At 70.5% G+C, this 14266-nt stretch carries 11 protein-coding genes; 6 read left to right on the forward strand and 5 right to left on the reverse strand.

Annotated features, from left to right (window positions below; genetic code table 11):
• Positions 1 to 154: 154 nt before the first annotated feature.
• A complete protein-coding gene (locus ACFWN2_RS02250; RefSeq protein WP_382424310.1) occupies positions 155 to 1849 on the reverse strand; it encodes an RICIN domain-containing protein in 1695 nt (564 codons plus the stop codon).
• A 427-nt stretch (positions 1850 to 2276) separates the two neighbouring features.
• Here ACFWN2_RS02250 and ACFWN2_RS02255 point away from each other — a divergent pair, with 427 nt between their 5' ends.
• Both ACFWN2_RS02255 and ACFWN2_RS02260 read left to right on the forward strand, forming a co-directional pair.
• Complete coding sequence (locus tag ACFWN2_RS02255; RefSeq protein WP_382424311.1) at positions 2277 to 3476, forward strand: PucR family transcriptional regulator; 1200 nt, start codon at positions 2277 to 2279, stop codon at positions 3474 to 3476.
• Between the two features lie 112 nt (positions 3477 to 3588).
• A complete protein-coding gene (locus tag ACFWN2_RS02260) occupies positions 3589 to 4602 on the forward strand; it encodes a dipeptidase (RefSeq protein ID WP_382424313.1) in 1014 nt (337 codons plus the stop codon).
• Here ACFWN2_RS02260 and ACFWN2_RS02265 read toward each other — a convergent pair.
• The 4 genes from ACFWN2_RS02265 to ACFWN2_RS02280 all read right to left on the reverse strand — a co-directional run bounded on the left by ACFWN2_RS02265 (position 4599) and on the right by ACFWN2_RS02280 (position 11436).
• Positions 4599 to 5339 (reverse strand): alpha/beta fold hydrolase, encoded by a 741-nt coding sequence (locus ACFWN2_RS02265; protein ID WP_382424315.1) that lies wholly within the window; start codon positions 5337 to 5339, stop codon positions 4599 to 4601. The genes ACFWN2_RS02260 and ACFWN2_RS02265 overlap by 4 nt on opposite strands.
• Positions 5340 to 5397: 58 nt before the next feature.
• The gene (locus tag ACFWN2_RS02270) at positions 5398 to 9024 is read right to left on the reverse strand and encodes a family 78 glycoside hydrolase catalytic domain (RefSeq protein WP_382424317.1); all 3627 of its coding nucleotides are present in this window, start codon (positions 9022 to 9024) and stop codon (positions 5398 to 5400) included.
• A gap of 168 nt (positions 9025 to 9192) precedes the next feature.
• Positions 9193 to 10383 (reverse strand): MFS transporter, encoded by a 1191-nt coding sequence (locus ACFWN2_RS02275; protein WP_382424319.1) that lies wholly within the window; start codon positions 10381 to 10383, stop codon positions 9193 to 9195.
• Positions 10384 to 10650: 267 nt separating this feature from the next.
• Positions 10651 to 11436 (reverse strand): alpha/beta fold hydrolase, encoded by a 786-nt coding sequence (locus ACFWN2_RS02280; RefSeq protein ID WP_382424321.1) that lies wholly within the window; start codon positions 11434 to 11436, stop codon positions 10651 to 10653.
• Positions 11437 to 11501: 65 nt separating this feature from the next.
• Here ACFWN2_RS02280 and ACFWN2_RS02285 point away from each other — a divergent pair, with 65 nt between their 5' ends.
• From ACFWN2_RS02285 to ACFWN2_RS02300, 4 genes are all read left to right on the forward strand, one after another.
• Positions 11502 to 12176 carry a GntR family transcriptional regulator gene (locus ACFWN2_RS02285; RefSeq protein WP_382424322.1) on the forward strand — a complete coding sequence of 225 codons (675 nt, stop codon included), beginning with the start codon at positions 11502 to 11504 and terminating at the stop codon, positions 12174 to 12176.
• Positions 12177 to 12284: 108 nt separating this feature from the next.
• Positions 12285 to 13442, forward strand: a complete 1158-nt coding sequence (locus ACFWN2_RS02290) for an NAD-dependent formate dehydrogenase (RefSeq protein WP_382424324.1) — start codon at positions 12285 to 12287, stop codon at positions 13440 to 13442.
• Positions 13439 to 13882, forward strand: a complete 444-nt coding sequence (gene cynS, locus ACFWN2_RS02295) for a cyanase (protein WP_382424326.1) — start codon at positions 13439 to 13441, stop codon at positions 13880 to 13882. The genes ACFWN2_RS02290 and cynS overlap by 4 nt, the downstream gene beginning before the upstream one ends.
• Before the next feature lie 82 nt (positions 13883 to 13964).
• A complete protein-coding gene (locus ACFWN2_RS02300; protein ID WP_382424328.1) occupies positions 13965 to 14174 on the forward strand; it encodes a molybdopterin-binding protein in 210 nt (69 codons plus the stop codon).
• The last annotated feature ends 92 nt before the right edge of the window (positions 14175 to 14266 follow it).

Here is a 14266-nt window from a genome sequence, read left to right on the forward strand (position 1 = left end):
AGGGCTCCGGGATGTGAGCGTTAACATCATGCAGGGTCGTGGCCGTCGAAACTCCGTTCGACGGCGATCTTCGACGACGGTTCGACAACTCGTGCCGCAGGCCGGGTCAGCGCGGCTGACGCACTGACCCGGCCTGCCCTGGTGGCGACGGTGGTCAGAGGGCGACGGTCCTGCCGCCGAGGGTCACGACGAGCCTGCCGTCGGAGGCGAACGACCAGCCGAGCGCTCCGCTGTAGGAGGAGCAGCGGGACCCGTTGGAGCCGGCCCAGAACTGGTTGGAGGAGTCGGAGCTCCCGACGACCTTGTCGTTGCTCCCGCTGCTGCCGCGGCAGGAGGTGTTGGAGCGGAACGTCGAACTGCCCGCGTCGAACGAGAAGTTGCGCTCGTCGTTGTCGATGCTGAGGTTGCTCGACACGCTCATGGAGCCCGGGTTGCGGTTGTAGGTGAAGCCGTGCTTGCCGTTGTCGTAGGCGATCGTCCGGCTGATCGTGTGGTTGACGCCGATGTCCTCGCCGCCGAGCTTGAACCCGTTGCGGTCGCCGTTGCCGGCCTGACCGCCGTTGCTCAGCGTGCCGTTCTTGTACGCCAGCGAGTCCTCGATGGTGACGGCGCCGATCGGGCCGGTGTCGGACTTGGTGTAGAGGTCCCAGCCGTCGTCGATGTTGTTGTGCGCCACGGAGTAGCGGAACACGTTGCCGGGTCCGGAGGTGAGCTTGGCCGCGAACCCGTCGGCGTCCTCGCCGTCCGAGTCGGCGTTGTCGTGCGACTCCGCGCTCAGGATCAGGTTGTAGGACGGCCACTGGTCCTTCGGGGTGCTGGACAGCGCCCGGGACAGCTGCAGACCGGTGTCGCGGTTGAACCGGGTGACCGTGCGCTCGAAGATGTTGTTGCTGCCACCGACGAAGATGCCGTTGTCCCCGGCGCGCTCGACGACGATGCCGTGCACGTGCCAGTACGAGCCGTTCACCGCGAGGCCCCGGTTGGCGGGGTCCTCGCTCTGCGCCGAGAAGTTCAGCACCGGCGTCTCGCCCTGGTAGGCCGTCAGCTTCTTGCGCGCGCCGGAGGTTCCGTTGTTGGTGGCCGGGATCGTCACGGTCTGCGAGAAGCTGTAGGTGCCGCCGCGCAGGAAGATCGTGCCGCCGGACGCCACTCGCGTGAGTGCGGACGTCAGCGTGGTCGGGTCGGAGATCGTGCCGGAGGCGCTGTCACGGCCGGCCGGTGCCACGTACAGCGCGTTGGCGGGCGGTGTGCCGGTCGTCGTGGTCGTCGGACCGGTGGTCGTCGTGGTCGTGGTGGTGGTCGTGGTCGTCGTCCCGCCCGACGGCGCGAGCGTCCACTGCTTGGTCGCGGCGCTGTCACAGGAGTTGGTCTGCACCAGCGCTCCCGCCGACGTGGCGTTGTCCTTGACGTTGAGGCACTTGCCGCCGTTCGCGTTGACCAGGCGGTAGTCGGTGCCGTTCGCGGTCAGCGCCCAGACCTGGCTCGACGCACCGGTGCACGTCTCCAGTTGGACGGGCTTGCCCGCGCTGGTCGAGGCCTCGCGCACCCCGACGCACAGGCCCGCCGCGGTGATCCGCACCCCGCCGCTGACGTCGGTCAGCACCCACTCCTGGCCTGCGCACGCCTGCTGCCGCAGCTGCGTTCCGCTCGACGGGCTCGTCCCCGCGTCGAGGCACTGCCCGCTGCCCGCGTTCTTCAGCACGTAGGTGCCCGCGGCGTTCGCGGTCGCGGCGATGCCGGGCCACGCGGCGAGCACGGTGACCAGGGCGACGACGGCGCCACCCGACGCCAGGCCCGCCCGGATCCGGCGTTGACGCGCCGGACGCGCGGGCTGCTCCGAAATGCCCATGAGGACTCCAGTTCTCGACGCTGAGGAAAAGGGTTTTCGGTCGGACGCGCGGCGGGTTCTCGCCGGATGCTAAGAGCGTTCTTCTGCCGGCGTCAACGCCGGAATTCCGTGCGTCGAGTCGAATTCCGAAGTCGAATCCGTCGAACGCGCAGCTCATCACCTTTCGAATCGATCAACGCGCTGAACAGCGGAAATCTTCGCCGATCACACTTGTGAACACGATCGGCGATTGTCGGTTCACGACCGTGAATCCTGATAGTCGTCCAGGCGTTCTTCATCGCGTTTTCTCGTTATTGCCGTGATTCGCGGAGAAGTCCGACGGTGAGGAACTGCGGTGCAGGCCTGCTCGTCGATGGGCCGATCAGGCTACATTCACCACCGAACCGGTGGCACCGCGAACGACGAGAGGCATGGTGAGCGCGGCCCTGTGAGCGAGGACCTGCAGCGGGTGGTGGACACGCTGGCCCGGCAACTGGGGCGGGCGGTCGCGGTCGACGACGTGCACTTCCGGCTGCTGGCCTACAGCGCGCATGCCGGCCCGATCGACGACATGCGGGCGCGCGTGGTCCTGACCCGCCAGGCCCCTCCGGAGGCGGTCGCGTGGCTGCGGCGGTTCCGGCTCGCCCGCGCGGAGGGTCCGGTGCGCCTTCCCGGGACCGAGGACCTGCTGCCGAGGGTCGCGATCCCGATCCGGTTCCAGGACTTCCAGTTCGGCTACCTGTGGCTCATCGACGCCGACGAGCCCGTGGACGACGCCGGCCTGGCCCTCGCGGGTGTCGCGGCCGACGAGGCCGCGGAGGTGCTGTTCCGCGAGCGGGCGCTGGGCGAGCTGCACGACGCCAGGGTCGGTGAGTTCCTCCGCGACCTGATGTCGGACGACCACGTGGCGCGCACTCTCGCCGCCGACGGGCTGGTCGAGTCGGGCCTCTACGCGGCGCGCGGTGGCGTCGTGGCGATCGTCGTCGCGCCGCTGCCGGTCGCCGGTCAGGACGTCGACGAGGGCGATCGGCTGGCACTCGGGGCGGCTCTGCGCGCGACCGCCGCCACGATGCCGTTCCGCGAGAGCATGTTCCTGGTCCGCCCCACCCACGGGTTGCTGGTCGTGACGCAGCGCGCGACCGAGCGGGCTCCCCGCCTCGCGGACGAGCTGTGCTCGTCGGTGTCCCAACGGCTCGGGCGCACCGACCGCTGGCGTGCCGTGGTCGCCGGGGTGGGCCGTCCGGCGGCGCGACTGGCCGACGCCGCGACGTCGTACCGGCAGGCCCTCGACGCGATCAGGGTCGCCGACGTCATCCCCGTGTTCCGGCCGGTCGCCCGCCACGACGCGCTCGGCATCTACGCCCTGCTGGTCGCCCAGCCGCGCGAGCAACTGCGCAGCATGGGGGTCGCGCAGGCGATCACCGCGCTCCTCGACGCCGACCCCGCGCTCCTGCTCACGGCGGAGACCTTCCTCGACCGCGCAGGCGACTCGCGCGCGGTGGCCGAACGCCTCGGCGTGCACCGGGCGACGATCTACCACCGCCTGCACCGGATCGAGGAGCTCACCGGCTTCGACCTGAGCGACGGCGAACGCCGCCTCGTCCTGCACCTCGGCATCAAGGCGGCAAGGCTTCTCGGCGACATCTGACGCGACAGATGTCGACTGCGGCCCCGTTGTGCCGCGACGTTCTGCGCGTTCACGCAGGCATGAGGGCCGTTACGCTGCCGTGGACGAGGACCCGCGAACCCACAGGATGATCATGTCTCTGCACCAGGACGCCGTGGTGGTCGACTGCCACAACGACCTCATCCTGCTGGTCGACCACTTCGACCAGCGCAACAAGCCCGGCCACTTCAGGGACTTCTGGCTCCCCGAACTGCGCACCGGCGGAGTCGACGTCCAGATCCTGCCGATCTGCCTCGAAGAGGCCTTCCAGTCCGAGGGCGGCCTGCGGCGCACACTTCTGCTCGTCGAGCGCATCCACCGCCTCGCCGCCGAGCACAGCGACGACGTCGCCGTGTGCGTGACCGGTGCCGAGATCGACGCCGCCGTCGCCGCCGGCAAGATCGCCTTCGTCATCGCGCTCGAAGGGGCCCACGGGATCGGGCAGGACCCCGCGCTCGTCCGCACCCTGCACCGGGTGGGCGTCCGCGTCATCTCCATGGCCCACTTCGGCCGCACGTTCCTCGCCGACGGCAGCGGCCTCGACGCGACGTCGCGCAGCCGCCTCACCCCGCAGGGCATCGAGGTGCTGCGCGAGATGGAGGAGCTGGGCATCGTCTTCGACATCAGCCACCTCGGTGTCGGCGGCGTCGACCACGTGCTCGAACTCGCCACCCGGCCGTTCCTCGCGACCCACTCGGCCTGCCTCGGCATCACCGACATCCACCGCAACCTGCACGACGACCACATCAAGCAGATCGCGCGGCTCGGCGGCGTGATCGGGGTGGCGGCGGCGATCCCGTTCTTCATCGACGCCGAGCACCCCACGGCGGACCGGGTCGTCGACCACGTCGAGCGGATCGTCGAGGTGGCGGGTATCGACCACGTCGGCCTCGGCCCCGACTTCATCGACGACTACTACCAGCAGGTCTACGGCGGCTGGATGCTCCCGCCCGGCTTCGAGGCCACGACCGCGCACGCCGAGGTGGCCCGTCCGTCGGACCTGCCGAAGATCACCGACGCGCTGGTGCGGCGGGGGTTCGCCGAGGCCGACATCCGCAAGATCCTGGGGGAGAACGTGCTGCGGGTCCTGCGGGACGTCCTCGTCTAGCTGGTCAGCAACTTCACGAACCCGTCGAGGTTGTCGTCCATCATCAGGTGCCCGGCATCGGGCACCACGCGGACGTCGCACCCGGTCGCGCGCAGGCCGTCGAGGTCCTCCGCGCTCAGCTCGCCCGAGATGTAGCGCTTCGGCACGGACAGCGCGGTCAGCTGCGCGCGGAAGGTCGCCGGCCGCTCCGCCAGCAGCGACACGGCGGTGCGGTGCAGCCCGCGCGGTGACCACCGGCGCAGCGTGCGCACGCCCATCGACGTGTCCTCCGCGTTGATCATGGCGTCCATCCCGGTCGCGACGAAGTCGTCCTCGTCGAAGCTCGCGATCCGCGCCGACATCGTTCCGACGCCGGGGTCGAGGTTCGGCTCGGCCACGACCAGCTCACCGACGAGGTCGGGACGTTGCGCCGCCAGGCTGATCGCGACCGAACCGCCGAGCGAGTGCCCGACGAGCCTGACCGCGCCGAGGTCGAGGGCGTCGATCACCGCGGCCACAGCGGCCGCGTGCTCGTCGATCGTGTGCGAGAACGCGTCGTCGTGGTCGCTCCAGCCGCTGCCCACCAGGTCGACCAGCACGTGCCGGCCCCTGCCCGCCAGCGCGGGATGGCCGATGACCGGCGCGAACGTGACGGTGCTCGCCAGTCCGAGGCCGCCGAGGTAGACGCTCGGACGACCGGCGCCGACGTCGAGGCAGGCGGCCTGCGCTCCGGAAGCGGTGACGGGCAACAGTTTCATGTCCGTCATTATCGAACAGGCGCGAGGCTGAGTGCCCCGCGCCCGTCGAGCTACCCGATCACGCGGGTGCGGTGAAGACGTGATCACCGCCCGGGACGTGGAACGAGGCCACGCCAGAGCCGTAGCCGAGCGGAACGGCCCCAGGCGGAGCCGTCACCGCCGCGGCACTCGCCGCCGGAACACGCACGACCGCCGACGTCCCGGTGGGCACGACGGTGTGGAGGGTGAGGCGTCCTCCCGACGTGGTCCACTCGCTGAGCGCGTCACCGTACGGCGTGCGGTGCGACGACTTGGCCGACGTGAGCCCACCACCCGGTTTCGGGGCGATGACCAGCGACCGGAAGCCGGGAGAGGCCGAGCTGAGCCCGCCCACGGTGCGGTAGAGGAAGTCGCCGACCGACCCCATCGCGTAGTGGTTGAACGAGTTCATCCCCGGATCCTGGAACGACCCGTCCGGCCGGATGCCGTCCCACCGCTCCCACACCGTCGTCGCACCCTTGTTCACCATGTAGCCCCAGCCGGGGTAGTCCGGCTGCGTCAGGATCTGGTACGCGACGTCCGTCCGCCCGTGGTCGGCCAGCACCTGCAGCAGGTGCGAGACGCCGACGAACCCGACGGTCAGGTGGTTGTTCGCGGCACGCACCCTCGCCACCAGCTTGTCCACAAGGGACTGAACGCGTTGCTGCGGCACCAGCCCGAACGCCAGCGCGAGCGCATAGCCGGTCTGCGTGTTGCCGGAGACCGTGCCGTCCGCGGCCACGAGCCTGTTCGTGAACGCCGTCGAGACCTGGTCGGCGAGAGTGCCGTACGTCGATGCCTCCGCCGTCCTGCCGATGGCCTGGGCCATCCGCGACACCAGGCGCGCGGACCACGCGAAGTACGCCGTCGAGATGACGTTGCGCGGGGTGTCGTCGTTCACGTTGAGCCAGTCGCCGAACCCGCCGCGGTCGCGGATGAGGTCGGCCTCCGCCGTGGAGCGCAGGTAGTCGACCCACTTCGTCATGGCGGCGAAGTTGTCCTCGACCACGCGCAGGTCTCCGTAGCGCTGCCACAGGGTGTACGGCACGATCACGCCCGCGTCACCCCACGCCGCCGTGCCCGCGCCCATGTTGCTGACGTTGGGCGCGACGTCCGTGAACGCGCCGTCGGAGCGTTGCGCGTCGACCATGTCGTCGGTGAACTTGTCGAGGAACGCGGACACGTCCATGTTGTGCGTGGACGTCGGGGCGAACGACGCGATGTCACCGGTCCAGCCCAGTCGCTCGTCGCGCTGCGGGCAGTCGGTCGGGACGTAGAGCATGTTCGAGCGCTGTCCCCACACGATGGCGTTCTGCAGCTTGTCGAGCATCGTGTCGGAGGTGTCGAACCCGCCGATCTCCGCGCCGTTCGTCCAGGCCGCCCGCCCGATGAGCGTGTCGAGCGTGGGCGTGCCGGGGAACCCGGTCAGCTCGACGTAGCGGTAGCCGTGGACCGTGAACCTCGGTTCGAAGGTCTCGGCCTGGCCGGTGCCCGCCAGCACGACCTGGTCCGTCACCTGGGCCGCCCGCAGGTTCGTGGTGTAGAGCGTGCCGTCGGGGTTGAGGACCTCGGCGTGCCGCAACGTGATCGTCGTGCCCGCCGGTCCCTGCACCCGCAGCCGGTTCCAGCCGGTGAAGTTCTGGCCGAGGTCGAAGACCCACGTACCGGGCTTGGGCTGCGTGAGAGCCACCGGCCGCAGATCCTGCTGGACCTTCGTGCCGGCGTCCACCTGCGCCACCAGGTTCGGCAACGCGCCCTGCTTCACCTGCGCGGAGCGCCAGCCGCTGTCGTTGAACCCGGCGCCGTCCCATCCCGGCACCGCGAGGCGGGCGTCGTAGTGCTCGCCGTGGTAGAGGTCGTCGGCGATGATCGGACCGGACTTGTACTTCCAGGTCCCGTCCGTGGCCACGGTTTCCGTCGTACCGTCCACATAGGTCAGTCGCAGCTGCGCCGAGTACCACGGTTGCGTGCCGTAGAGGCGGTTGCCGCCGATGCCGAGGCTGCCGGAGTACCAGCCGTTGCCCAGCCACGCGCCCAGTGCGTTGTCACCCTGGCGGATCTTGCCGGTGACGTCGTGCACCTTGTACTGGACGCGTTTGTTGTAGTCCGTCCACGCCGGAGCGAGCACGTCCTCGCCGACCTTGGCGCCGTTGAGCTGCGTCTCGTGCAGGCCGAGCGCGGTGGTGACCAACCGGGCGCTGCGCACGGCCTTGGTCACCGAGAAACCCTTGCGCAGCAACGGAGCCGGCTGGGGGACGACGACCTGGTCGTTCCACGGCGCCCCGCCGATGCCGACCAGTGCCCGTGCCTGCGGCCAGGAGCCGTCGTCGAACGCGGGCTGTTCCCAGCCCGCAGGGGACGCGGTGGACGCCTTCCAGCTCCCGTCGGTGTGCACCACGACGCCACCGGCCGTCAGCTTGGCCACGAGACCGGTGGGGGAGTCCGACGTGTTGGAGCTCGACACCGCGATCGTGTTGGCGCCGGACCGCAGCCTGCCGGACAGGTCGATCACGCCGGCCCGTTTCCACGAGTCCGCGACCTGCGGGCTGGAGTAGATCTTCTCGCCGTTGAGCCACACGGTGGCCGTGTCGTCGGCGGTGACCGCGAGAGTGCCCGTGGTCGCGGACGGCAGCGTGAAGGTCTTGCGGAAGTACCTCGTCATCACCGGCAGGCCGCTGGTCGGCGACCCCTCCGGGTACCAGATCCAGGTGGCGCCGTCCAAGCCCTGACCGGCGGGACCGCCGATGAACGCCCCGCGCCACTCGGAGGCGGGGTTGTAGAGCCCGGTCTCGAACGTCGAGACCGCACTCCACGCGCCGGCTCGTCCCTGGGTGTCCCAGACGCGCACCCGCCAGTGGTAGCCGGTCAGCGAGGTCAGGGCCGGACCGCCGTAGACGACGTCGACGGACCGTTCGTCGTCGACCCGGCCGCTGTCCCACACGTCGCCGGTCCCGGCGTCCGCCAGCGCCCGCGTGCTCGCGACGAGCACCTGGTAGGAACCCTGGCGCTGACCCGGTGCGGAGGAACCGAGCACCCAGCCGAACCTCGGCCGCTTCGCGTCCACGCCGAGCGGGGCGACACGTCGTTCCGTCGTCGTCGACGTGACGGACAACGGCGACGCCTCACCGGGATCGGCCGTGGTCACCCGGCTGCCCCACGGCTCGGCCCCGTACGAGCCGAGGTCGGCGGCCTGGGGCCAGGAACCGTCGGCGAAGCCGGGCCGTTCCCAGCCCTCACCGGCGTTGCGGCCCGCCTTCCACGCGCCGTCGGTGACCAGGTCCGCCGCCGCGCCACCGGTGACGATCCGCGCGCGGGCGACGAGACCCGCCGGACCGGCGCTGGTGTTGCGCACCGCGATCGCGAGGGTGTTGGTGCCGGTGACCAGTGCGGACCGCAGGTCGACGGTGAGGGCCCGCTGCCACGAGTCGGTCCCGCGAGCGGACGCGGCGAGCGGTTCGCCGTTGAGCCACACGTCCACCGTGTCGTCACCGGTGACGGTCAGCCGTGCCTCGCCGACCTGCCCGGCCGGTTGGGTGAAGGTGCGGCGGAAGTAGCGGGTCTCGGCAGGGGCGGAGACCGCGGGACTTCCTTCCGGGTACCAGATCCAGCGTGCCCCGGAGAGGTCGGCGGGAGCCGCCGCGGCAGGGACCGCGACAACCAGGGACATGACCAAGAGTGTCGAGAATATTGCGCAGAGTAGTCTTGTCGGAGCGTGCAGCAGGGATCGACTTCGCATCGCGTTCTCCTGGCTAGTGGAGTTCTGACAACGCAGGCGGCCGATTGAAACGTTTCAATTTCACGCTGTTCCGACCCTAGGACCTGGTCGGCAACCTCGTCAACGCGCGTCCGTCATCCGCACGCAACTTCCACGCGCTTGGCGGTGCACGAGCGGCAGCGCGATCAGCACCACCGCCTGGATCGCGAGCAAAGCCACGACGATGCCCCACCGGTCCGCCAGTAGACCGGCTCCGAGCGCGACGAGTGCGTAGAGCACGCTTCCTAGCAACGACGCGAGCGAGCCCATCGTCGCTCGTTCCCGGTCGGTGAACTCGTGCTGAAGCAACGTCTGCTGGGCGGTCGTCGACACGCCGTAGGCGGGAGACCCGAGCAGCAGCGGCGAGACCACCGTCGGCTTGAGCAGCGCCACGAGGTTCACCACGGCGTCGAACAACTCGCCGAAGAACAGCGTGCGTGCCGCGCCCACACGGCCGACGACCCAGCCGCTGACCCGGAAACCGGCGAACGCCACGACGTGGCCGAAGGTGCGCCACAACCCGAGCGCCCAGAGAGGCCACAGCCCCGCCACGAACACGGGTGACAACTGGGCCGCGCTCTCGCCGCTGTACCGCAGCGCCGACACCAGGGTCATCCGGCGCAGCACCGGACTGCGGCGAAGGCCGCGCAGTGCCGATCCGAGGTGCGCCCACGCGTTCGACTCCAGCGGGCCACGCACCCGCGGCTCCCGGACGCCCAGCGCGACGAGCAGGCACAACACCTGCGGCACGACCGACAGCACGACCACCGCGTGCAGCGACCACACGCCGGCGAGCACGCCACCAACGGCCGCCGCGAGTGCGAGCGCGATCTGGAACATCGAGTTGACCCGGCCCGAGTGCCGCGGGAACTCGTCCTCCCGCCCTGCCCCGAGCAACGCCTCGTAGAGCAGGGCCTCGTTGTTGCCGCTCCACAACGAGGTCGCCAACCCCTCCAGCACCACGGCCGTCAGGAGCAGTCCGTAGCCGGTGGCACCGGCGTACCCGGCGTGGGCGGCCACCATGACGGCGGCGCCGGCGGTCATCGTGCCGCGCCGGCCGAGGCGGTCGGAGAGGACGCCGGTGGGCACCTCGAACGCCGCCGAGGACAGCATCTTCGCCGCCAGGAGACTGGCGGCGGCGGTGTAGGAACCGGTGACCTGCGCGAAGTAGAGGACCATGACCGGCCCGTACAGGCGGAAGTCGCCGAAGAAGTTGAACCAGCTCAGCCGGCGGACGGTGTGATCGACAGACGAAGGACGACGTGCGGGCACAGCGGAACTCCCGGAGATGCGAACGGAGGCGCCTGAGGGCGCCTGGGTCCGGCGGCCGGGAGGTGTGCTGCGCTGCTAGTTGCGGTGCACGCCCACGGCCGCCCTGGGGCGAACGGAAGCTCCGGCGGTCGTCTGGGGCATCAGCGCTCCTCGGGTCCTCGGGCGGGATTTCGCAACGGGTTCGACACTAGCGATGGGAGGGGCACGCGTCCGCTGGATTTGCGCGGACCGTTGTGGGGCCAGCGCGCGGTGCCCGCCCGTCCTGGGTCAGCGCGCCGTCGCCACCCGGTCGACGAGCTCGCGCACGGTCGCCAGAACCTCGTCCGGGTGATCGAGGTGCACGCCGTGCGTAGCCCCGGGCCAGCTCCGCACCTCGCCGCCGAACGCCGCGGCCAGCCGCTCGTGGGCCTGCCGGACCGCGTGCCCCGGCTTGCGCTCGGCCGTCACCACCACCGCGGGCCGGTGCGGCAGGTCCGACTCCCGGAAGCCGCGGGCGAGGTCGGTCAGGCCGTGGACGGCGCGTGCCAGCTTCGGGATGTCCAGGTTCGCCGTGCGCTCGGCCGCGGCGGCGCAGTCGGGGCGCAGGCCACGGGCCGTGCGGAGCGCGGCGTTGCGGAACACGGCCGCTACCAGGTGGCGGATTCCTGGCACGGTGGCCAGCTTGCCGAGCACGACCATCGTGCGTTCGATGCTCACGCAGGAGCGCGGGTCGTTGATCGGCGTCGGGTCGAGCAGCACCAGACCCGCCACCTGCTCGGGGTGGTCACGGGCGAGCAGCGCTCCCACCGCTCCGCCGAGGCTCTGCCCGACCACGACGACCGGGCCGCGGCCCAGGCGGTCGACGAACGCGCTGAGCGCGGTGGTGGCGCCGGCCAGCGATCCCTCCACAGTGGACGTGCCGGTGCCCGGCCGGTCGTACTCGACCACCTGGGCTCCCTCCACCAGTCCCTCGCGCAGGCCGGGGAAGAAGCCGTCGCAGGACTCGGCGCCGCCGGGCAGGAGCAGCACCGGGGGACCGGACTCGCCGTGCACACGAACCTCGTCGATCTTCATCGTGCTCCCCATTGCTCACCCGGATTGTGCAACAACACTCAGTCGATTGTGACACAATCTGCGACGTGGACATCGTCATGGCCGCTCCCGAGCGGCTCGCCACCGCTCTGCGCGGCGAACTGCTCGACGGCGCGCACCCGGTCGGCACCCGGTTCCGGGAGGAGGACCTGGCCGCGCGGTTCGACGTCGGCAGGCACACGGTCCGGTCGGCGTTGCGGCTGCTCGTCGAACGCGGCCTGGTGGCGCACGAACGGCACCGGGGAGCTGTCGTCGCCCCGCTCAGCAAGGCCCGCATCGACGAGATCTTCGACTACCGCAAGGTGCTCGAACTGGGCGCGCTGCGGATGGCGCTGGCCTCCGGCGCGGACTTCGGGCCCGTGCTGGCCGAGACCGAACGCCTGGAGGCGCTGGCCGAGCGCTCGCCGCGGCCGTCGTGGCGGGAGCTGACGAACGCGCACAGCGCCTTCCACCGGGCGATCGTCGCGACCGCCGGCAACCGGCACCTGCTCGACAGCTACCGCCGCTGCGAGGACGAGGTGCGGCTGCTGCTCACGTTCGTCCGCCCCGACTTCGACGCCGCGAGCCTCGCGTCCGTCCACCGTGGACTGGCCGACAAGTTGGTGCGGGGCGGAGAAGCCGCCGTGGACGCGTTGATCGACGACATCGACCACACCGGCCGGGCCGCGTTGCTGACCGCGTTGCACAGGGCCGAGGAGAGCGCCCGCCTGCTCGGACATTGATAGAAGCCGGCTATCAGGCGATAGAAACGTTCGCTTGGACAGCGCGGTGATCCCCGGAGGAGGGTCGGAGTCGTTCGATCACGACTTCCGGCGAAGGGGAGACCTGCAATGGCGAAGGTCCTGTGCGTGCTCTACGACGACCCGGTCGACGGCTACCCGAAGACCTACGCGAGGAACGACCTGCCGCACCTCGACGGCTATCCGGGCGGCCAGACGCTGCCGACGCCGTCCGCGATCGACTTCACCCCGGGACACCTGCTCGGCAGCGTGTCCGGTGAGCTGGGGCTGCGGCAGTACCTGGAGAGCCAGGGGCACACGCTCGTCGTCACCTCGGACAAGGACCGCGACGGTTCGACGTTCGACCAGGAACTCGCGGACGCGGACGTCGTCATCTCCCAGCCCTTCTGGCCTGCCTACCTCACCGCGGAACGCCTCTCCCGCGCCCCGAAGCTCAAGCTCGCGCTGACGGCGGGGATCGGTTCGGACCACGTCGACCTGGACGCAGCGATCGCGCACGGCGTCACGGTGGCCGAGGTGACGTACTGCAACTCCATCAGCGTCGCCGAGCACGTGGTGATGTCGATCCTCAACCTCGTGCGCAACTTCGTTCCGTCGCACCAGATCGTGCTCGACGGCGGCTGGAACATCGCCGACGCGGTGGCGCGTTCCTACGACGTGGAGGGCATGCACGTCGGCACTGTCGCGGCAGGACGCATCGGCCTCGCGGTGCTGAAGCGGTTGGCGCCGTTCGACATGCACCTGCACTACACCGACCGGCACCGCCTGGCCGAGAGCGTCGAGCGCGAGTACAACCTGACGTTCCACGAGTCGGCGGCGGCCATGGTGCCGCACTGCGACGTCGTGACGATCAACGCGCCGCTGCACCCCGAGACCGAGGGTCTGTTCGACGACGAGCTGATCGGCACGATGAAGCGCGGCGCCTACCTGATCAACACCGCCCGCGCGCGCATCGCCGACCGCGACGCCGTGGTCCGCGCCCTGCAGAGCGGTCAGCTGGCCGGGTACGCGGGCGACGTGTGGTTCCCGCAGCCCGCGCCCGCCGACCACCCGTGGCGCACCATGCCGAACCACGGCATGACACCGCACATCTCCGGCAGTTCGCTGTCCGCGCAGGCCCGGTACGCGGCGGGCACGCGGGAGATCCTGGAGTCGTTCTTCGCCGGCACGCCGATCCGCGACGAGTACCTGATCGTCGACGGCGGCAAGCTCGCCGGCACGGGCGCGCACTCCTACTCGACGCGGTGAACGCCAAAGCTGATGCGGCGCAGGCGGTTCTGGCCGTCAAGGCACGGCTCGGGCTGACCTGGGCGGCGATCGCGGAGGCGCTCGACCGGCCGGTGGTGTGGACGACCTCGGCGCTCCTGGGGCAGCACCCGGTACCGGCCGAGGTCGCCGCGAAGGCCGGTGAGCTGCTGGAGCTGACCGCCGAGCAGGTCCGGGCACTGGTGTCGCAGCCGACGCGGGGCGCGATGGGGACGGCGGTGCCGGTCGATCCGACGATCTACCGGTTCTACGAGGTGCTGCAGGTCTACGGGCCCACGATCAAGGAGCTGATCCACGAGCGGTTCGGCGACGGGATCATGAGCGCCATCAACTTCCGGATGAGCGTCGACCGCGTCGAGGACCCCGCCGGCGACCGGGTGGTGGTCACCCTCGACGGGAAGTTCCTGCCGTACCAGTGGTGAGGATCAGGAGCGAAGTCTCTGACGGGCAAGGGTTTCGTCGAGTACCTATGCTCGGGCGACTCGACCACCTGAGGAGAACGAAGTGCGTCTTTCGACCCGCAACCAGCTCACCGGCACCGTCGCCGCGATCAAGGACGGCGCGGTCATGGCCGTGGTCACCGTGGATCTCGACGGCGGCCAGCAGGTCACCGCGTCGATCACCATGGACGCGGTGGCCGACCTCGGGCTGACGGTGGGCCAGCCGGTGACCGCCCTGGTCAAGTCGACCGAGGTGATGATCGGCGTCGAGTGAGCGCCCGCTGACCGGGCGGACATCAGCGCGGGGGGGGCACCGGCCGCCCCCCGGGTTGCCCCCCCCCGGGGTGGGGGGGCCGGGAAACCAAA

Source organism: Lentzea sp. NPDC058436 (genome assembly GCF_042721515.1).
Taxonomy (GTDB): Bacteria; Actinomycetota; Actinomycetes; order Mycobacteriales; family Pseudonocardiaceae; genus Lentzea.

Coding starts and splice junctions, on each gene's coding strand:
- ACFWN2_RS02250 (WP_382424310.1), bottom strand. CDS start 1,849: ATGGGCATTTCGGAGCAGCCCGCGCGTCCGGCGCGTCAACGCCGGATC.
- ACFWN2_RS02260 (WP_382424313.1), top strand. CDS start 3,589: ATGTCTCTGCACCAGGACGCCGTGGTGGTCGACTGCCACAACGACCTC.
- ACFWN2_RS02265 (WP_382424315.1), bottom strand. CDS start 5,339: ATGAAACTGTTGCCCGTCACCGCTTCCGGAGCGCAGGCCGCCTGCCTC.
- ACFWN2_RS02270 (WP_382424317.1), bottom strand. CDS start 9,024: ATGTCCCTGGTTGTCGCGGTCCCTGCCGCGGCGGCTCCCGCCGACCTC.
- ACFWN2_RS02280 (WP_382424321.1), bottom strand. CDS start 11,436: ATGAAGATCGACGAGGTTCGTGTGCACGGCGAGTCCGGTCCCCCGGTG.
- ACFWN2_RS02290 (WP_382424324.1), top strand. CDS start 12,285: ATGGCGAAGGTCCTGTGCGTGCTCTACGACGACCCGGTCGACGGCTAC.